The sequence below is a fragment of the Agrobacterium larrymoorei genome, assembly GCF_005145045.1.
Taxonomy (GTDB): Bacteria; Pseudomonadota; Alphaproteobacteria; order Rhizobiales; family Rhizobiaceae; genus Agrobacterium; species Agrobacterium larrymoorei.
Map to the genome: position 1 here is coordinate 162,999 of NZ_CP039691.1, position 17,709 is coordinate 180,707.

Consider the following 17,709-nt stretch of genomic DNA (forward strand, 5'->3'; position numbering starts at 1 on the left):
TCCATGCACGTGCTACGCGCCAGCGATCACAAGCGTATGCCGTGGAAGAACGGCGGCGGGGAGACGGTGGAAATCGCCGTCTTTCCTCCCCATGCAACGGTCGATGATTTCGACTGGCGGATCAGCATGGCGACCGTTGCCAGCGACGGGCCGTTCTCGATATTTCCGCAGATAGATCGAACGCTATCGATTCTGGATGGAAAGGGCATGTCGCTTGCCATTGATGGCGCTGGCCCGGTCCTGCTGACGACGAGCAGCAAACCTCTCAGTTTCGCTGCTGATGTTCCTGTCGATGCCACCTTGGCCGATGGGACGATCATCGATCTCAATGTCATGACCCGTCGTGGCAGGTTCAGCCATCGGGTTGAGAGGATGATCGGCAGTTTTAGCATCTCGCCGCCCAAGCAGAATGAAACCGTTGTCGTCCTTACGACTGGCCCGATTTCAATTTCTTCGGAGGCGCAAAACGTTGAGCCGGAGCGTTTGGATGCGGTTTTTCTGGATGGCCCGGCAGACGTTGAAGCCGAAAACATCGTCAGCTATGTGATTCGGCTCTACGCTGCCTGAATCCAATTCAGGAGAACATCCGTCGTTCCCTTGCGACAGTCTCTTGCAGGAACTCGACCACCGTCTTAACGCGCGCCAGTTGTCGCGCATTCTCATGAAACGCCGTCCAATAGGATCGGCGGATCGAAACCTCAGGCAGAAGCCGCACGAGATCGGCGTCGCCACGGGCGATATAATCGTGGAGAATGCCGATGCCAGCACCGGAACGCACGGCTTCGGTCTGCCCGATCGCACTGGAAATGGCGAAACTCGCATCCCAATCGCGCATCACTTCCCCCGTAAAGTTCAGGGATGGCGAGAAAATCAGGTCTTCCACATAACCGATCCGCCGATGCGTTTTCAAAGCCTCGACCGTCTCAGGCTTGCCGTGCTCCTCCACATAGCTTTTCGACGCATAGAGACCGAGGGAATAATCGGTGAGCTTGGAAAACACCAACCGCCCCTGCTCCGGCCTTTCGATGGTGATGGCGATATCGGCCTCCCGCTGCGAAAGCGAGAAGGAGCGCGGCACCGGCACGAGCTCGATCTTCAATTCCGGGTGAAGCGCCGTCAACCTTCCGAGCCTTGGCGCAAGGAAAGAGACGCCGAAACCATCCGGCGCGCCGATCCGCACCGTGCCGCTGATAGCGGCGTCAACACGTCCCAGACTTGCCTGAACATCCAGCATTTCGGCTTCCATGCGCTCCGCCGAGACGAGAAACCGCCCACCCTCTTCCGTCAGTTCACAACCATTTGGTCGTCGAACGAAAAGTCGCGTCTTCAGCGCCTCTTCCAAAGAGGTCAGCCGCCTGGACAGTGTGGCATGGTTCAGCCCAAGCCTTTTGGAAGCGGCAAGAATTTGCCCCGTTCGCGCGACCGCCAGAAAAATCCGTACATCGTCCCAGTTCATCACTTGCTGCACATCATGATCGGGTCGACATCGAGAAGGGTGAGCGACGTCACCATGCCTGCGGTTCCAGTCTTGTACTTCCAGAATGAGGCGTCTCTAGATGTGCCTGATAGGCCGCGACGTTTCGATAGACTTCGAGGATACGAAGCCTGTGCGGATGATCCTTCAACGCCACCGCGCTCAATGCAAGCACGCCGTCTTCCAATCTGACTGAGGCTTCGATTTCTTCCGACAGCAGGCGCCGATAGGCATCCAGTTGATCAGGGTCGATCTCGATTTCCGCCATGCGCACGACACGCTCATCGTCCATTCCACATCTCCTTCGCTCTGCGCAAAATCATCTAAGTGGATGAAGTTTGGCTTGAGGAACTTCAATATACGCACAACGGATGATTATTCGAGGTGATTGATTTGTGCAATTCAAAGGGCGAAGGTGGCACCAGCAAAAATCTCGGAGGAAACCCATGAGAGAGATCGGCCATTTCATCAACGGCAAGCGCGTTGCGGGCACCAGCGGTCGCACGTCCGACGTCTTCAATCCCGCAACGGGTGAAGTGCAGGCAAAGGTGGCACTTGCCAGCGACGCCGAAATTCTGGCCGCTGTCGAGAGCGCCAAGGCCGCCCAGCCGAAATGGGCTGCGACGAATCCGCAGCGCCGCGCCCGCGTTTTTTTCAAGTTCGTGGAACTGCTGAACCAGAACATGGACGAGCTTGCCACCCTGCTTTCCAGCGAACATGGCAAGACGGTCGAGGATTCCAAGGGCGACGTGATCCGTGGTCTGGAAGTCTGCGAATTCGTCTGTGGCATCCCGCATCTCGCCAAGGGTGAGTTCACCGAAGGTGCCGGTCCGGCCATCGACATGTATTCCATCCGCCAGCCTGTCGGCATCGGCGCGGGTATCACGCCGTTCAACTTTCCGGCAATGATCCCGATGTGGATGTTTGCTCCGGCAATCGCCTGCGGCAACGCCTTCATTCTCAAACCTTCCGAACGCGATCCGTCCGTTCCGATCCGTCTTGCTGAACTGCTCATCGAAGCTGGTCTTCCAGCTGGCATCCTCAACGTCATCAATGGCGACAAGAGCGCGGTGGATGGCATCCTGACCAACCCGGATATCGGCGCCGTTTCCTTCGTGGGCTCGACGCCCATCGCGCGCTATGTTTATGGCACGGCAGCGATGAACGGCAAGCGCGCCCAGTGCTTCGGTGGGGCGAAAAACCACATGATTATCATGCCGGATGCCGATCTGGACCAGGCCGTCAGCGCGCTGATGGGCGCAGGCTATGGCTCTGCCGGTGAGCGCTGCATGGCCGTTTCCGTCGCCGTTCCCGTCGGTGAAGAAACGGCCAACCGTCTGGTAGAAAAGCTGATCCCGCAGATCGAGGCTCTCAAGATCGGTCCCTACACCGATGACAAGGCCGATATGGGCCCGCTGGTGACCAAGGAAGCACAGACGCGCGTGAAAGGCTTGATCGATAGCGGCGTGGAACAGGGTGCGAAGCTTCTGGTCGACGGTCGCGATTTCAAGCTTCAGGGCTATGAAGACGGCTATTTCGTCGGCGGCTGCCTGTTCGACCACGTCACGCCGGATATGGATATCTATAAGCAGGAAATCTTCGGGCCGGTTCTCTCCGTCGTTCGCGCCAAGAATTACGAGGATGCACTCGATCTGCCGATGAAGCATGAATACGGCAACGGCGTCGCCATCTTCACCCGCGACGGCGATGCAGCCCGCGATTTCGCAAGCCGCATCAACATCGGCATGATCGGTGTCAACGTGCCAATCCCTGTTCCGCTCGCCTACCACTCCTTCGGCGGCTGGAAGGCATCGAGCTTCGGCGACCTCAACCAGCATGGCACGGATTCGATAAAGTTCTGGACGAAGACCAAGACGATTACGGCACGCTGGCCATCCGGCATCAAATCAGGCGCTGAATTCGTCATGCCGACGATGAAGTAATAAAAGAGGGGCGGCTCGGTGCCGCCCTTTTTATTGGCCTCAGTTCGACGGCCCATCGTTAAAGCCGACCTCGTCCACCAGTTCGGAGGCTTCCTTTCGGTGGGCGGCGATTTCTGTCAGGGAAAGTGTGTCGGGTTTGATAGGGCCGAAGCCTTTGACGACATCCGAGGGTTGGGCGCCGGGCAGGACGGGGTATTCGAAGACCTGCTTGGCGTAGATTTCCTGCGCTTCACCGGAAGCGAGGAATTCCATGAGCTTCAGGGCGTTTTCCTTGTTCGGCGCATATTTGGTCAGGGCAACGCCGGATATGTTGACATGGGTGCCGCGGTCTTGCGCATTCGGGAAAATGACCTTTACCGAATTGGCCCAGACCTTCTCCTCCGGCTCCTGCTCATTGGTCAGCATCAGGCCGACATAATAGGTGTTGCCGAGCGCGATGTCGCATTCGCCGGAATAGATGGACTTTGCCTGGCTCCGGTCGGTGCCATCCGGTTTGCGCGCGAGGTTGTTCTTCAGGCCAGTGAGCCATGTTCTCGTATAATCGAGCCCGTGATGGGCAATCATCGAAGCGAAGAGAGCGATGTTGTAGGAGTGTTGGCCATCGCGAATGCAGATCTTGCCCTTCCATTTGGGATCGGCCAGTTCTTCATAGGTAATATTCTGCTGCGGCACGCGCTCCTTGGAAGCATAGACCACACGTCCGCGCGTCGTCAGTCCGAACCACTCGCCTTCGGGATCACGCAGATTGGCGGGAATGTCCTTCTCGATCACCGGATCGCCGAGAACCCGCTGCGTGACCTTGCCTTCCTTGGCTTCCACCAGTCGCGCAATATCGACGGTCAGCAGAATGTCGGCGGGTGAATTGACGCCTTCGGCTTGAATACGCTCGACAAGACCCTTGTCGAGGAAAAGCACATTTGTCTCGATGCCGGTTTCCTTGGTGAAGGCGTCGAGCAGCGGCTGGATGAGTTCGGGCTGGCGGTAGGAGTAGACGTTGACCTCGCCACCCGCAAAAGCTGTGGACATTCCGCCACAGACAACCCCTATCCCCGTCCCGAACATGAGAAACGCAGTTTTCAAGCTTGCCATGGCCAAGGCCTCCGATAGATTGGATAGTTGAGTTGTTTGTTCATGAATCGCTTGAGCGGTCAACGGGGCAATTCCATGATGATGGACCCGGTTAAAGATTTTTTCATTTCTGGAATTGTTCTAAACTGAAAAACCGACTATATAACTCCACATTAGATGTCAGGAGATCAGCATGCGTTTGACCAAACAGACCAATTATGCCGTTCGCATGTTGATGTATTGCGCCGCAAATCACGGCAAGCTCAGCCGCATTCCGGAAATTGCCAAGGCTTATGGCGTTTCCGAGCTTTTCCTTTTCAAGATCCTGCAGCCATTGACGAAGGCCGGTCTGGTCGAGACCGTTCGCGGTCGTAACGGCGGTGTGAAGCTTGGCAAGCCTGCTGAAAAAATCAGCCTGTTCGATGTGGTGAAGGTGACCGAAGACAGCTTTGCCATGGCGGAGTGCTTCGAAGACGGCGCCGTCGAATGCCCTCTGGTCGATAGCTGTGGCCTCAACTCGGCACTTCGCAAGGCGCTTAACGCGTTCTTCGATGTGCTGACGGAATATTCCATTGACGATCTGGTCAAGGCGCGTCCGCAGATCAACTTCCTGCTTGGTCTGGATGAGGTCGCTCCGAGAGCTCAGCCGGTCGCCGCGGCCTGAACCTTATCGTTAAAGCTGTGAATGCAAGCCCGCGCGCTCCCCGCCCGCGGGTTTTCTTTTATTCGCCAAGGTTGCTTTTGGCGGCGGAACAGGCGCAAATGCCGTCTCGCCTGCCTTTTCATGATTCTTTTGTAACGCAATGATCATCAAGCCGGAATTTCATAGCTTCGTCCTGACCGCAATCATCGGCAGTCTTGGCGCCCTCATTGCGACGATCATTGGCCTTCCCGCTCCATTCCTCTGCGGTCCGGCCCTTGCGGTAACCATGGCCGGTTTTCTGGGCCTCAAGCTCTCCGTACCCACCATCCTGCGAAACGCCAGTTTCGTGGTCGTCGGTATTTCGATGGGCACGAACATCACGCCGGAAGTATTCGATGCCGCCAGAGCCTGGCCACTGAGCTTCGTGGCGGTGCTGCTGACGGTCGTCATATTGCTCTATGTCGCCTACTGGATTCTCCGCTTCGGCTTCGGTTACGACCACACCACTGCCATGCTCAGCGCTTCGCCAGGTCATCTCAGCTACATTATCAGTTTGACGGCGGAGACCAAGAGCGATCTTGCGACGGTCAGCGTCATCCAGAGCGTGCGCGTACTGGCATTGACACTCGCCGTCCCCTTAATCGTGGAATATCTGGAACTGATCAGCACCGAGCCTTCCGCTCTTGCGCCGCCGATGCACCCCTTTGTTCTAGGCTTCACCATTGTCGCATCGCTGGGGCTGGGCTGGCTTTTTCTGCGCCTCCGGTTCCCTGCGGCGCTCCTTCTCGGTGGCGTTGCCATCTCCATTGGAACGCATGTTACTGGAATGACCACCGGCGGCGTTCCCGGCTGGATGAGCATTCCGACCTATGTGGTATTGGGCAGCCTTATCGGCACTCGTTTTTCCCGCGCTTCCCTGCGGGATATGCGAAAAGCTTTTCTGGCAGGCGGCGTCGTCACTTTGGCCGTCATGCTGCTCGCTTCCATCGTTGCCCTCTTGGTCTCAAACCTCACCGGCGTACCGCTGAACGCGGTCATGATCGCGTTTTCTCCGGGAGGGCTGGAAACGATGGCAGCCATGGCCGTCATGATGCATGCCGATTCTGCCTATGTCGGGTCGCACCACGTCCTGCGCATGCTGTTCCTTTCCGTTCTGATGCCCTTCGTTCTTGGAAAGGACGCCCGACAGCGGTCGGATTAATGTGCGGGCTTCATATCGTCGAACACCGTCGGAATAAGCTCTGATACCGTCGGGTGGATATGCATGGCGCGCGTGATCATTGTGTAGGGTTTGCGGGCATACATCACATCCAGAATGCTTTGCACCGCTTCATCCCCGCCGGTTCCAAGAATGGATGCGCCGAGAATTTCGTCGGTTCCGGCGTCAGCAATCACCTTCATGAAGCCGAGTGTCTCCCCCTTTTCGACGGCACGACCGACCCGGCTCATGGGGCGTGTACCGAGAAGGAGTTTACGGCCCGTGGCACGCGCCTCGCGTTCCGTCATGCCCACCCTCCCAAGCGGCGGGTCTATATAGAGCGCAAAGGTCTTGATCCGGTCGCTTACCTTGCGATCATCCCCATCGAGAAGGTTGGCTGCGACGATCTCGAAATCATTGTAGGATGTGTGCGTGAAGGCACCTTGTCCGTTGCAGTCTCCCAGCGCGTAGATGTGATCGATATTGGTTTTCAGCCGGTCATCCACCCCGATGAAGCCCTTCGCATCAAGCTCCACGCCAGCCTTTTCCAGCCCCAGATCATCCGTGTTCGGTCTTCGACCGGTTGCGATCAGCACATGGGAAGCCTCTACCGCGTCATCGCCAATGGCGATTTTGACACCGGCCCCGTGCTTGGAAAAGCTCAGCGTTTTGGCGTTCAAGCGAATATCGATGCCCTCATCTGCCAGAATGTCCTTCACCGCAGCCGATACATCCTCATCCTCATGTCCGATCAAACGCGGGCCGCGCTCGATGACCGTGACGTTCGAGCCGAAGCGGCGAAACATCTGGGCGAATTCCAGTGCGATATAGCTGCCGCCGATGATTGCGAGATGCGCAGGCAACCTATCGAGATCGAGCAGCGAGACGTTGGTGAGGTATGGTATGCCCGGCAGGCCGGGATAATCCGGTATTGCAGCGCGACCGCCGGTGTTGATGAAAAACATGTCCGCTGTCAGCCGCGCGCCATCGACGCTTATGCTATGAGCGTCTTCGAAGCGCGCATGGCCTCTGATCAGAGTGCAGTTCTCCATTCCCTCCAGCCATGTTTCGTTGTTCTTCCGCGCGTTGAACCGCACTATGTCCTTGCGCGCCATAACCTTGGAAAAATCGATTTCCGGCTTCCCTTGAATGCGCACACCGTAATCTTCCGCCCGTGCTGCCATGTGAGCCGCATAAGCGCTTGCCACCATCGCCTTGGTCGGCATGCAGCCCGTGTTGACGCAGGTGCCGCCCACATGCTTGCGCTCGATGAGTGCGACCTTGCGACCAGCCTGCGTCAAACGCCCGGCAAGTGAAGGTCCTGCCTGCCCAGCCCCGATGATGATTGCGTCGAAATGCTTCGTCATGAGAAAAAGGTCACCACCCATAAAGCCAGAAGAACGGCGATCGCATCTTCGAGAATGGCAATCGGCAAATCCTTGCCGCCGATGGCAGCGACGAGACGTTTTCTCCCCTCATAGCCACCGAGCGTGCCAAGGACCGAACCCATGACACCCGCAATCAACCCGAGAACAAGCGAACCGCCGATCGTTCCGATGACTGCTCCGCAAAACGCGCCGCTGAGGATACGCGCGCCAAACTGTTGAGGGACCGTGCGGCTTGGCGTTCCGGGGAGTTGGTCGGTCACGAACTCGACCAGGGCCAGCACGACAAAAATCGCAACCGCAAGCCAGTGCCCCAAGAAGGCCGCCCAACTATCGGCAAGTTTGAGCCAACCGAGATAGGCGGCAATACTGATGGCTGCCGGGGCTGTCATGGTTCTAAGCCCGGAAACGAAACCGATCAGAACCGTCATCATGAAGAGCACCATGCGCAATCTCCAATGTTCTAACTGTCGAAGCGATCGTCGGGAAGCAGTATGGTCTGGCGTATAATTAGAGACTGTGCATAAATCGAAATTCGAATGCAACCTTTTTGCTCTCGACTTCGTTACAGCTGACTGAACCGGGGACACATCTCACATCGTTAGCCAGACAGAAACGAGGGATTGCCCTGCCCGCCGAACCGTTCCGAGTGGAGAATGCCCATGAACCGTTTGATGAAGCTGGCTGGCGCTGGATTTGCGCTTGCTCTCTATGCCTCGATTGCACATGCACAGGTCGTCGTCTCGTCCAAGATCGATACCGAAGGCAGTGTGCTGGGCAACATCATCCAGTCAGTTCTCAACGTCAATAATATCGCCACGACCGACCGCATTCAGCTGGGCGCAACCCCCGTCGTCCGCAAGGCGATTACGGCAGGTGAAATCGACATTTACCCGGAATATACCGGCAACGCCGCCTTCTTCTTCGAAAAGGCAGATGATCCGCTCTGGAAAGATTCGGCGAAAGCCTATGAAGAAGCCAAGACGCTGGATTACGACGCCAACAAGATCGTCTGGCTCACCCCTTCGCCGGCTAACAACACCTGGGGCATTGCAGTTCGCAAGGACGTGGCTGAGAAGAACAATCTGAAGACGCTGAGCGACCTCGGTAAATATGTGTCTGGCGGTGGCCAGATCGTGCTTGCCGCATCGTCGGAATTCGTGAACTCGGCAGCGGCACTTCCTGCATTCCAGAAGACCTATGACTTTACGCTTAAGCCAGAGCAGCTGATTACGCTTTCGGGTGGCGATACGGCGGCGACCATTGCGGCTGCAGCCAACCAGACGAACAATGCCAATGCCGCCATGGTCTATGGCACAGATGGCGGCATCGCGCCGTCCGGTCTTGTCGTTCTGGAAGACGACAAGCATGTCCAGCCGGTCTATCAGCCTGCGCCGATCATCCGTGAAACGGTATTGAAAGAGCACCCGGATATCGAGAAAATCCTCAAGCCTGTCTTCGAAAAGCTCGATCTCGCGACACTTCAGGAGCTCAATGGTCGCGTTCAGGTCGGTGGCGAGCAGGCTAAAGCCGTGGCGTTGGACTTCCTGACCAAAAACGGCTTCGTGAAATAAGAGGCGACATTGCAGCACGCCTTGCGCAAGCCGCAGATCATTTCGTTCAATCCCGATAAGGTCGGCGTTTTGATCTGCGCGCTGCTGCTTTACGCGGTCTTCATCCCGCCCTTCGTCAGTTTTCGTGCAAACCGTATCGTGCAGGGTGAGGCCCGTTTCCTACTCGACAGCTTGCCCGGCGCGGCAGGCGATTGTTTCATAGGCATCGTTCTTATCGCCGCCCTTACAGCGGTCTTTGTTGCCGACACCAAGCTGCGCTTACTTTTGGCATTTATCGGTCTGGCCGCGCTTTCTGTGTCTATCGGTGTTTCCGCCTCCTTTCTGATCCCGCCGGATAACACCTATGCCCGCGTTTCTGCTGCAAGCGGCTTCTGGTTGCTGCTTGCAGGACTGGTGGTGATGGCGACCGATGCCATAGCCCGTCTCGACCCTAAACCGATCATCCGGGTCGTTCTTCTGCTTCTCGCGCTTGCCCTGTTGGCCGCCATTCTCCTTTCGGGTCTGTGGAATGACCTGTCGGTGATGAAGGAATATCAGAGCCGGGCGGACATATTCTGGACGGAAGCGTTGCGGCATGTCCAGCTTGCAATCGGCTCGCTTTTTGCCGCTACCGTCGTGGGCATCCCGGTGGGCGTGCTTTGCTTCAAGGTGAAGCGACTGCGCGCCGCGGTGCTGAACTGTCTCAACATTGTCCAGACCATCCCCTCCATTGCGCTCTTCGGTATTCTCATCGCGCCGCTCGGCTGGATCGCCGCCAACGTGCCCGGCGCATCGGACATCGGCATTCGAGGCATCGGTATGGCGCCTGCCTTCGTTGCGCTCTTTCTCTATTCGCTGCTGCCCGTCGTTTCCAACACGGTCGTTGGCCTCGATGGCGTCTCACCTTCCGTCCGGGAGGCGGCACGCGGGCTTGGCATGACCGGTTTTCAGCGGCTGTTGAGGGTCGAGTTTCCGCTTGCGCTTCCCATCATTCTCACCGGTATCCGCATCGTGCTCGTGCAGAATATCGGCCTTGCGACGATTGCAGCGCTGATCGGCGGTGGTGGCTTTGGCGTCTTCGTCTTTCAGGGCATAGGCCAGACTGCGATGGATCTCGTGCTTCTCGGAACGATCCCCACGGTCGTTCTGGGATTTGCAGCGGCCATCCTTCTCGATGCCCTGATCGACAGCAACCTCTTGTCGCGAGGAAAAGCACGATGATCGAAATCGACAACCTCACCAAAAGGTATGACGACACGACGGTTGTCGATGCCGTATCGCTGACGATGCAGCCTCGCAGCGTCACCGTCATCGTCGGCACCTCCGGCTCCGGCAAGACAACGCTTCTGCGTATGATCAATCGCCTCGTGGAGCCCACTTCCGGGGCCATTCGCATCGACGGGCACGACATTCTGGATATGCCAGGCTTCCAGCTTCGCCGTAGTATCGGTTATGCGATCCAGGGACATGGGCTTTTCCCGCACCGGACCGTGGCGCAAAACATCGCGACCGTGCCGGAGCTTCTGGGTTGGGACCGCCAACGGATCGATGCCAAGGTGGAAGAACTGCTCGCGCTGTTTCAGCTTGAACCCGCATCCTACGCGCATCGCTTTCCCAATGAATTGTCAGGTGGACAGCAGCAGCGCGTCGGTGTGGCGCGGGCGCTGGCGGCAGAGCCGAATATTCTTCTGATGGACGAGCCCTTTGGGGCACTCGACCCGATCATCCGCGCAAAGGCGCAGGAAGATCTGCTTGCCATCCAGAAGAAGCTTGGCGTCACCATCATCCTCGTCACGCATGACATGGATGAGGCTTTCCATCTCGCGGATCGCATTGCCGTCATGGACAAGGGAAAGATTGTCCAGTACGGGCCACCCGCCGATCTGGTCCTCAACCCCGCAACCGATTTCGTCCGCACCATGATCGGCGAGCGCGAGCGGCCATTGAGGCTGCTTTCGGTAGCGACGGTTTCCGATATTATCGAGCCGGGTGAGGCGGAAGGCGAACCCTTGCAGGAGGATTTGAGCCAGCGCGACGCGCTGTCCGCCATGCTATGGGCAGGTCGCGATTATCTTCCGGTCGTCAGTGCGTCGGGCGAAAAACGCGGACGTATCCGACGCGAAACCCTGTTGCAGCAGGCAGCGGGACACGCATGACGGCTGGTTACGAAACGGGGACGCATGCATGAAAAGGCTGCTTGCGCCGATCCTTCTGGTTGCCCTTGCCATCCTGCTCCTGGCGTTCCTCCTAAAGCCGGAAGCCTTCAGCGTCATCTTCGCGCCGCTGGTGCAGACCAACGCGCCCGCCATCTACACGCAGGCAAATCTCCTGTCGCTGACGCTGTCGCATCTCGCCATTGTCGGGATCGCCACGGGCTGTGCAATCCTAATCGCCACGACGCTTGCCATCCTCGTCAGCCGACCATTCGGGCGCGAATTCCTGCCGCTGTCTCGCAGCATCGTCAATATCGGTCAGACCTTTCCGCCAGTTGCAGTTCTGGCGCTGGCGGTGCCGATCATGGGTTTCGGGCAGAAGCCGACACTCGTTGCGCTGTTTCTCTACGCACTCCTGCCAATCTTCGAGAACACTCTGACCGGGCTGACGACCCTCCCCCCATCCATCATAGAAGCCGCCCGTGGCGCAGGTATGACCGGATGGCAGCGGCTTTGGCGGGTGGAGATACCGCTGGCACTTCCAGCCATACTCGCCGGTATCCGCCTTTCCGCCGTCATCAGCCTGTCCACCGCCACCATCGGTTCGACAGTTGCCGCGAGAACGCTGGGCGAAGTCATCATTGCCGGGCTCCAGTCCAACAACCTCGCCTTTATTCTCCAAGGCGGACTTATCGTGGCCGCGCTTGCGGTTTTGATCCACAGCGGGCTGTCTATGCTGGAGGCCAGAGCCGCCCGGCATATAGCAACGTGAGCCATGGCTCATTGCGACCGTCGCCCATGGCTAAGTGTTGGAGAGGGTGATATCAGGCGGTCCGTGAAACGGGGCAAACCGAATGGCTGAAGCTGGGGTAACGCAGGATAAATCTTTGCACGAGCGCATTATGAGCGACGTGGAAGGCCGTATCCTGTCCGGCGAATGGCCGCCTGGATACCGTATTCCCTTCGAGCACGAATTGACCCTGGAATATGGCTGTTCGCGCATGACGGTGAACAAGGCGCTGACAGAACTGGTCAAGAAAGGCCTCATCGAGCGCCGCCGCCGTTCAGGTAGTTTCGTCACGCAGCCACATGCGCAATCCGCCGTGCTGGAAATTCACGATATTCAGCGTGAAGTTCAGGATATGGGCCTGGCATACGCCTATAAACTCGATCATCGCGAAATGAGAAAAGCGAGCGCTGAGGACCGTGCGCAGCTCGAGGTCAAGGCAGGCGCCGTCGTTCTTAGCATCACCTGCAGGCATTTTACCGGCGACGTTCCCTTCTGTCTGGAGGAGCGCACGATCAATGTTTCTTCCGTGCCGGAAGCGAAAGAGGCGGATTTCACGCATATCGGCCCCGGCACATGGCTGTTGCAGATGGTGCCGTGGAGCGCTGCCGAACACCGGATTCGCGCGGTTTCGGCGGATCGTAGGGTGGCGGAAGCGCTGGCCATCCCCACCGGCACCGCATGCCTCGTCATCGAACGGCGCACTTGGAATGGCCAGACCTATATCACCCACGTCACGGTGACCTACCCCGGAGACCGCCACGAACTGGTGGCGCAATTCCTCCCCACGCAGCAGAGTTGACCTCACAAATAATTCAACTCTTACTTGAGCGGGCGCTCAAACGCTCTTTTTTTGTAAAAGAAGAGTTTACAGCTCCGGTTTCCACACTGTATTAGTTGCCAATCTTACTCCACTTTATCGAGAGACGGGCAAGGCATGCCTGCGACGTGATGGCAGTGGGACCTACCGACGAACTTCATCGTCGGACAGCGTGTGAAACTCGGGAATATTTTGATGGCAGCCGGAAACTCGATCCTCTCGTCGCACCTTATCAAGACGCCACGTCTTGGAGCCCGCAATATGGTTCTGGCGTTGGCGGTGATGTCGGCCATGTCTTCGACGGCGGCTTTTGCGCAGGCACCAGCACCGGCTCCGGTTGAGAACACGCAGCCCGCTACCCAATCATCCGAGCCTCAGCAACAGGTGGCGCCTGCCACGACCGCCGAGCCTTCTGCGCCTGCTCAGCAACCCACGTCGCAAGCTGGGCAGCCACCGGCTGCAACCACGCCAGCCGAGCCCGCACCAGCCGCACCGGCTGGCGAAACTCCCGTTCAAGCACCCTCTGCGCAGCCTTCTGCTGCCGATCCAGCGCTTCAAGCCGCTCCGGCTGCCCCGGCACCGGTTGATGTCGATAGTGGCGCGCGCGCCGATATTCCCCATAATCTTTCCCCTTGGGGCATGTTCATGGCCGCCGACTGGGTGGTCAAGAGCGTGATGATCGGACTTGCCATCGCCTCCCTCATCACCTGGACGGTCTGGCTTGCAAAGACGGTAGAGCTCGCGGGTGCCCGCGTTCGGGCCGGTTCGACGCTGAAGATCATTCACAAGGCAAAGACGCTTTCCGAAGCGACGGACGCCGTGGAAAAGAAGGGCGGCCCGGCGGCCCTGATGCTGCGCATGGCGACGCATGAAATGAAGCTGTCCGACGCCGTGGTGGAACACACGGATGGCGGTGGCATCAAGGAGCGCGTCACCTCCATTCTTTCGCGCATTGAAACCCATGCCGGTCGCCGCATGTCGCGTGGTACTGGCGTTCTGGCGTCCATCGGCTCGGTTTCGCCTTTCGTCGGTCTGTTCGGTACCGTCTGGGGCATCATGAATTCCTTCATCAGCATCTCGGAATCGCAGACCACCAACCTGGCCGTCGTCGCCCCGGGCATTGCCGAAGCTCTGCTTGCAACGGCCATCGGGCTTGTCGCGGCCATTCCGGCAGTGGTGATCTACAACGTCTTTGCCCGTTCTATCACTGGCTATCGCCATCTGCTGGCCGATGTCGCCGCTGGGGTAGAGCGTCTCGTCAGCCGTGATCTGGATTTCCGTCGCATTCCGCCCGGCGGCGCAGTAAAGCCCGCCGTTTCTCTGGTAGGGCGCTAAGAACATGGCTGGCGGTATTCGGGAAAGTCACGGGGAAGAACTCTCCGAGAACCACGAAATCAACGTGACGCCGTTCATCGACGTCATGCTCGTGCTTCTGATCATCTTCATGGTGGCGGCACCGCTTGCCACGGTCGACGTGAATGTCGATCTGCCCGCCTCCACGGCAAAGCCCGCCGAAAGGCCGGACGAGCCGCTTTACCTGACGGTGAAGGACGATCTGTCACTCAATCTCGGCAATGATGCGGTTGCCCGCGAAGCACTAGCTGCAAGCCTCGATGCCCGCACCGGCGGCAATAAGGATACGCGCATCTTCCTGCGGGCGGACAAGGCCGTGGATTACGGGCACTTCATGGAAATCATGAACATGCTGCGTGACAGCGGCTATCTCAAGATTGCCCTTGTCGGACTGGAAGGCACGGCAGCTGCGAGCCAGCCAAGTACGCCTGCGCAGCCTCCGGCACCGTCCGCGAATGGAGCTGCGCAATGACGAAGACCGCCTACCTTCAGTCCAGACGGTCCCGGCTGGGAGAAGTCGCGCTGTGGGCGACGGCGGCAATGCTGACACTGACCGTCCATGCGGGCGCTGCCTATTATCTTCTGCAGGAACCGGAAGAGCCCGCTGGCGACAGTGCTCCGCCTGCGGCTATCATGATCGAGCTTGCCGCCTTGCCTGAAGCGGTTCAGACCGAAGACACCGTCGAGGCCAACGATCAGGTGGAGCAGCAGGAGGTCATGAGCAATGTGACCGAACCTGTGGAAGAGCCCGTACCGGAAGAACCGCAGCCGGAACCGGAACCCGTTCCGGAGCCGGTGGTCGAAGAGCCGCCGCCAACGCCAGCCCCCCCGCCGGAGCCTCCGCAGGAAACTGCCGAGCCAGTGCCTGAGGAGCTTCCGCCAGAACCCGTTCAAGAGGTCGATCCTGTCGAGCAGCAGCAGATGGCAGCGCTCGAAAATGTCGAAGTTCCACTTCCCGTCATCCGCCCGCCTCCGCCCCCGGTAGAAAAGAAGGTGGAGAAGGAAAAGAAGAAAACGCAGGCGGAGAAGCCGAAGCAGGCGCCGCAGCGCGCGGAGCAGCGCGATATTGCCAAGGCGGAGACGACGCAGTCCAATCGAACCGCAGCGCCGAGAAACAGCGGCGGGCTGTTTTCTTCTTCCATGACCCCTGCCAAATGGGAATCTCGGATCCGCTCGCAGATATCACGTAGAAAGCCGGGTAACCTGAAGGCCAAGGGCATGCTGGTGACCGTCAGCTTCCGGGTCAGCGAAAGCGGCGCTTTGAGCTCCATTCGCCTGCGTGGTTCGACAGGCGATGCCTCCGTCGATCAGCAGGTCGTCTCCTGGATCGAAAGGGCGTCTCCAGTAACCGCGCCTCCGCCGAATGCGGCCCGGGATGTCACACTGCCGATCAAGATCGACTGATCGAATTGGAACGAGCCTGCAAGCCGGATTCGGATTACAGATCGTTTTCGATTGTGAACTGAACGACGTCAGCCGGAAAACGGCTGATGCCATATTGAATGGGCACGCCGTCCATATCGAGGTTGAGCGCATCGGAAACGAGCAGAATGGCACCCGGAGAAAGCTCGAGATCGGCTAGATCGTCAGCTTCGGCGTGTTTTGCAGACACGACGGTCGATGCGCGCACGTAATCGGACACGCCAGCCCTCTTCAATGCTTCGGTAATCGATCCGGTCTTTTCGTAATTCTCCGCAACACCATCGAAGCGCCCTGCCGGAAACCATGAGGTCGATCTCGAAACCGGCTTCTGATCGACCTTGCGAAGCACTTCCAGACGAATGAGTGGTGCACCGGGATCGACCCGCAGCTTCTCCGCAAGTGACGTCGTCGCGCCTTCCACCGAGTGAGAAAGAAGCAGGCCCGCCATGTCTCTCGCCTGATCTCCGAGCCCTTGCGTGAAGCGAGTTCGCTTCGAGATCGGGAAATTGAGCCGTTCTTTCCTCGTGATTATCGTACCGCGCCCTTGCAGCGCCTGCACGATCCCTTCGCCAGCCAGCGCCGCGATGGCGCTTCGGACCGTGTGCCTGTTCACGCCGAAGCGTTCCGCAAGCACCATTTCCGGCGGCAGCATGCCTGTGGCGTCATATTCACCGGCGGAAATTGCGGCTCTGATGCGGTCGGCAATCTGGCGCCAAAGCGCGACGCCGTTCTTCTTTCTCATATTGCTCGTCAGGTTCATGTCACACGCTTGTCATTCTTCAGGCTTACATCTATCCTATCTTGTATGGTTGTCTATATCAATAGACATTTAAGGACAAACATGATGGATCCGACCGAAATACATGAGGCACGAAGACGGGCTGCCGGGCTTCTGGCACGCGCAACGGTGGATGAGCTTCTGGCATTCTGGAACGCGCTCAAAACCAAGCCGCAGGTTGAAAAAGTCAGAGGTCCGGAAACGGGTTTGGTGATGGTGCGTGGAAAGATCGGCGGAGGTGGTTCGCCCTTCAATCTTGGTGAGGCCACGGTGACGCGCGCCACCGTCAAGCTCGGGTCCGGCACAATCGGCCACGCACATGCGCTGGGAACCAGTCGCAAGCAGGCCTGGTACGCAGCGATTGCCGATGCGCTGTGGCAGGAAGAGGCGACACGTCCGCTTATCGAAAGCCGGGTTCTTTCGGTTGTCGCGCAGCGCCTCGCTGAAAAGAAGTCGCAGCGCATCAGGGAAACGGCAGCGACCCGCGTCGATTTCTTCACCATGGTCAGAGGAGACGACTGATGACCGCACGAGCAAATATCGTGACTGGCGGCTTCTCCGACCCCGTCTTCGATTCGCAGCACGTTTTTCGGGCTCTCATGGACGGAATGGCGCGCCCGGGAAGTAAACAATCGTTCGAACTGCCCATCCGCCCGCCCTCTCCGCTCAATATTGCGGCTGGTGGAATTCTTCTCACGCTTTGCGATCACGATACGCCGGTGTGGTTGAGCTCGCTGGCTGCCAAATCTTTGGTTCCGAGCTGGTTGAGCTTTCATACGGGGGCGGTTCTAGCGCAGGAAAAATCTGAGGCGCGTTTCGCCGTCATCGAAATTGGTAGCGCGCTTTCCTCTTTCGATCTCTTTGCTCAAGGCACGCAGGAATATCCCGACCGATCGGCAACGCTTCTCATCGAAGTTCCGGATATGGAGAATGGTCCTGCGATGCGCCTTACCGGCCCGGGCATCCAGACCTCCATGACCATTTCCCCCGGCGGCCTGCCCGATCTTTTCGAGCGCCTGTGGAATGAGAACCGCGCAGCCTTTCCGCGCGGCGTGGATGTCATCCTGACCTGCGGCAATCACTTCCTCTGCCTGCCGCGCTCCACCCGCATTACCCTGATGGAGGCCTGAGG

19 protein-coding genes and 1 pseudogene are annotated in these 17,709 nt (G+C 58.3%); 14 read left to right on the forward strand and 6 right to left on the reverse strand.

Annotated elements, in window-relative coordinates; translation table 11 throughout:
- Positions 1-3: 3 nt before the first annotated feature.
- Positions 4-567, forward strand: coding sequence for a HutD/Ves family protein (locus CFBP5473_RS00775; RefSeq protein ID WP_027674629.1), 564 nt, complete (start codon positions 4-6; stop codon positions 565-567).
- Between the two features lie 7 nt (positions 568-574).
- Here CFBP5473_RS00775 and CFBP5473_RS00780 read toward each other — a convergent pair whose 3' ends face one another.
- Entirely contained in the window at positions 575-1,456 is an 882-nt protein-coding gene (locus CFBP5473_RS00780; protein ID WP_027674630.1) for a LysR family transcriptional regulator, read from the reverse strand.
- Positions 1,456-1,766 (reverse strand): annotated as a pseudogene (locus CFBP5473_RS00785) (putative quinol monooxygenase). Before CFBP5473_RS00785 ends, CFBP5473_RS00780 begins: the two are co-directional and overlap by 1 nt.
- Positions 1,767-1,920: 154 nt before the next feature.
- Here CFBP5473_RS00785 and CFBP5473_RS00790 point away from each other — a divergent pair.
- Positions 1,921-3,417, forward strand: a complete 1,497-nt coding sequence (locus CFBP5473_RS00790; RefSeq protein ID WP_027674631.1) for a CoA-acylating methylmalonate-semialdehyde dehydrogenase — start codon at positions 1,921-1,923, stop codon at positions 3,415-3,417.
- A gap of 39 nt (positions 3,418-3,456) precedes the next feature.
- Here the strand turns inward: CFBP5473_RS00790 and CFBP5473_RS00795 are convergent, their stop codons facing one another.
- The gene (locus CFBP5473_RS00795; protein WP_051441212.1) at positions 3,457-4,479 is read right to left on the reverse strand and encodes a Fe(3+) ABC transporter substrate-binding protein; all 1,023 of its coding nucleotides are present in this window, start codon (positions 4,477-4,479) and stop codon (positions 3,457-3,459) included.
- Positions 4,480-4,678: 199 nt separating this feature from the next.
- Between CFBP5473_RS00795 and rirA the strand changes: the two genes are divergently transcribed.
- Both rirA and CFBP5473_RS00805 read left to right on the forward strand, forming a co-directional pair.
- Positions 4,679-5,149, forward strand: a complete 471-nt coding sequence (rirA, locus tag CFBP5473_RS00800) for an iron-responsive transcriptional regulator RirA (RefSeq protein ID WP_027674633.1) — start codon at positions 4,679-4,681, stop codon at positions 5,147-5,149.
- Between the two features lie 139 nt (positions 5,150-5,288).
- Entirely contained in the window at positions 5,289-6,329 is a 1,041-nt protein-coding gene (locus CFBP5473_RS00805) for an AbrB family transcriptional regulator (RefSeq protein WP_027674634.1), read from the forward strand.
- Here the strand turns inward: CFBP5473_RS00805 and CFBP5473_RS00810 are convergent.
- Positions 6,326-7,693: an FAD-containing oxidoreductase gene (locus CFBP5473_RS00810; protein WP_027674635.1), complete on the reverse strand. Its 1,368-nt coding sequence runs from the start codon at positions 7,691-7,693 to the stop codon at positions 6,326-6,328. The genes CFBP5473_RS00805 and CFBP5473_RS00810 overlap by 4 nt on opposite strands.
- Positions 7,690-8,157, reverse strand: a complete 468-nt coding sequence (locus CFBP5473_RS00815; protein ID WP_027674636.1) for a DUF4126 family protein — start codon at positions 8,155-8,157, stop codon at positions 7,690-7,692. Before CFBP5473_RS00815 ends, CFBP5473_RS00810 begins: the two co-directional genes overlap by 4 nt.
- Before the next feature lie 216 nt (positions 8,158-8,373).
- Here CFBP5473_RS00815 and osmF point away from each other — a divergent pair, with 216 nt between their 5' ends.
- The 8 genes from osmF (at position 8,374) to tolA (ending at position 15,781) form a co-directional block, all read left to right on the forward strand.
- A complete protein-coding gene (osmF, locus tag CFBP5473_RS00820) occupies positions 8,374-9,285 on the forward strand; it encodes a glycine betaine ABC transporter substrate-binding protein OsmF (protein WP_037170821.1) in 912 nt (303 codons plus the stop codon).
- 39 nt (positions 9,286-9,324) lie between these two features.
- The gene (locus CFBP5473_RS00825) at positions 9,325-10,485 is read left to right on the forward strand and encodes an ABC transporter permease (protein ID WP_027674638.1); all 1,161 of its coding nucleotides are present in this window, start codon (positions 9,325-9,327) and stop codon (positions 10,483-10,485) included.
- Positions 10,482-11,420 carry an ABC transporter ATP-binding protein gene (locus CFBP5473_RS00830; protein WP_027674639.1) on the forward strand — a complete coding sequence of 313 codons (939 nt, stop codon included), beginning with the start codon at positions 10,482-10,484 and terminating at the stop codon, positions 11,418-11,420. The genes CFBP5473_RS00825 and CFBP5473_RS00830 overlap by 4 nt, the downstream gene beginning before the upstream one ends.
- A 28-nt stretch (positions 11,421-11,448) precedes the next feature.
- Entirely contained in the window at positions 11,449-12,189 is a 741-nt protein-coding gene (locus CFBP5473_RS00835; protein ID WP_027674640.1) for an ABC transporter permease, read from the forward strand.
- Between the two features lie 82 nt (positions 12,190-12,271).
- Entirely contained in the window at positions 12,272-13,006 is a 735-nt protein-coding gene (hutC, locus tag CFBP5473_RS00840; RefSeq protein WP_027674641.1) for a histidine utilization repressor, read from the forward strand.
- Positions 13,007-13,219: 213 nt separating this feature from the next.
- Positions 13,220-14,359: a tonB-system energizer ExbB gene (exbB, locus tag CFBP5473_RS00845; protein ID WP_027674642.1), complete on the forward strand. Its 1,140-nt coding sequence runs from the start codon at positions 13,220-13,222 to the stop codon at positions 14,357-14,359.
- A gap of 4 nt (positions 14,360-14,363) precedes the next feature.
- The gene (gene exbD / locus CFBP5473_RS00850) at positions 14,364-14,849 is read left to right on the forward strand and encodes a TonB system transport protein ExbD (RefSeq protein ID WP_027674643.1); all 486 of its coding nucleotides are present in this window, start codon (positions 14,364-14,366) and stop codon (positions 14,847-14,849) included.
- Positions 14,846-15,781: a cell envelope integrity protein TolA gene (gene tolA, locus CFBP5473_RS00855; RefSeq protein ID WP_027674644.1), complete on the forward strand. Its 936-nt coding sequence runs from the start codon at positions 14,846-14,848 to the stop codon at positions 15,779-15,781. Before exbD ends, tolA begins: the two co-directional genes overlap by 4 nt.
- Before the next feature lie 34 nt (positions 15,782-15,815).
- Here tolA and phnF read toward each other — a convergent pair whose 3' ends face one another.
- Positions 15,816-16,559 carry a phosphonate metabolism transcriptional regulator PhnF gene (gene phnF, locus CFBP5473_RS00860; RefSeq protein WP_027674645.1) on the reverse strand — a complete coding sequence of 248 codons (744 nt, stop codon included), beginning with the start codon at positions 16,557-16,559 and terminating at the stop codon, positions 15,816-15,818.
- An 81-nt stretch (positions 16,560-16,640) separates the two neighbouring features.
- Here phnF and phnG point away from each other — a divergent pair, with 81 nt between their 5' ends.
- Both phnG and phnH read left to right on the forward strand, forming a co-directional pair.
- On the forward strand, positions 16,641-17,099 hold the full coding sequence (gene phnG / locus CFBP5473_RS00865; RefSeq protein WP_234881767.1) for a phosphonate C-P lyase system protein PhnG: 459 nt from the start codon (positions 16,641-16,643) through the stop codon (positions 17,097-17,099).
- The gene (gene phnH, locus CFBP5473_RS00870; protein ID WP_027674647.1) at positions 17,099-17,707 is read left to right on the forward strand and encodes a phosphonate C-P lyase system protein PhnH; all 609 of its coding nucleotides are present in this window, start codon (positions 17,099-17,101) and stop codon (positions 17,705-17,707) included. The genes phnG and phnH overlap by 1 nt, the downstream gene beginning before the upstream one ends.
- Positions 17,708-17,709: the final 2 nt, after the last annotated feature.

Bases quoted from the DNA above. Each gene is read 5' to 3' on its own strand.
- phnH (WP_027674647.1), top strand. From the start codon at position 17,099: ATGACCGCACGAGCAAATATCGTGACTGGCGGCTTCTCCGACCCCGTC.
- rirA (WP_027674633.1), top strand. From the start codon at position 4,679: ATGCGTTTGACCAAACAGACCAATTATGCCGTTCGCATGTTGATGTAT.
- CFBP5473_RS00830 (WP_027674639.1), top strand. From the start codon at position 10,482: ATGATCGAAATCGACAACCTCACCAAAAGGTATGACGACACGACGGTT.
- CFBP5473_RS00815 (WP_027674636.1), bottom strand. From the start codon at position 8,157: ATGGTGCTCTTCATGATGACGGTTCTGATCGGTTTCGTTTCCGGGCTT.
- CFBP5473_RS00790 (WP_027674631.1), top strand. From the start codon at position 1,921: ATGAGAGAGATCGGCCATTTCATCAACGGCAAGCGCGTTGCGGGCACC.
- phnG (WP_234881767.1), top strand. From the start codon at position 16,641: ATGATGGATCCGACCGAAATACATGAGGCACGAAGACGGGCTGCCGGG.
- CFBP5473_RS00805 (WP_027674634.1), top strand. From the start codon at position 5,289: ATGATCATCAAGCCGGAATTTCATAGCTTCGTCCTGACCGCAATCATC.
- exbB (WP_027674642.1), top strand. From the start codon at position 13,220: ATGGCAGCCGGAAACTCGATCCTCTCGTCGCACCTTATCAAGACGCCA.
- exbD (WP_027674643.1), top strand. From the start codon at position 14,364: ATGGCTGGCGGTATTCGGGAAAGTCACGGGGAAGAACTCTCCGAGAAC.
- CFBP5473_RS00780 (WP_027674630.1), bottom strand. From the start codon at position 1,456: ATGAACTGGGACGATGTACGGATTTTTCTGGCGGTCGCGCGAACGGGG.
- phnF (WP_027674645.1), bottom strand. From the start codon at position 16,559: ATGAACCTGACGAGCAATATGAGAAAGAAGAACGGCGTCGCGCTTTGG.
- osmF (WP_037170821.1), top strand. From the start codon at position 8,374: ATGAACCGTTTGATGAAGCTGGCTGGCGCTGGATTTGCGCTTGCTCTC.
- CFBP5473_RS00775 (WP_027674629.1), top strand. From the start codon at position 4: ATGCACGTGCTACGCGCCAGCGATCACAAGCGTATGCCGTGGAAGAAC.
- CFBP5473_RS00810 (WP_027674635.1), bottom strand. From the start codon at position 7,693: ATGACGAAGCATTTCGACGCAATCATCATCGGGGCTGGGCAGGCAGGA.
- hutC (WP_027674641.1), top strand. From the start codon at position 12,272: ATGGCTGAAGCTGGGGTAACGCAGGATAAATCTTTGCACGAGCGCATT.
- tolA (WP_027674644.1), top strand. From the start codon at position 14,846: ATGACGAAGACCGCCTACCTTCAGTCCAGACGGTCCCGGCTGGGAGAA.
- CFBP5473_RS00795 (WP_051441212.1), bottom strand. From the start codon at position 4,479: ATGTTCGGGACGGGGATAGGGGTTGTCTGTGGCGGAATGTCCACAGCT.
- CFBP5473_RS00835 (WP_027674640.1), top strand. From the start codon at position 11,449: ATGAAAAGGCTGCTTGCGCCGATCCTTCTGGTTGCCCTTGCCATCCTG.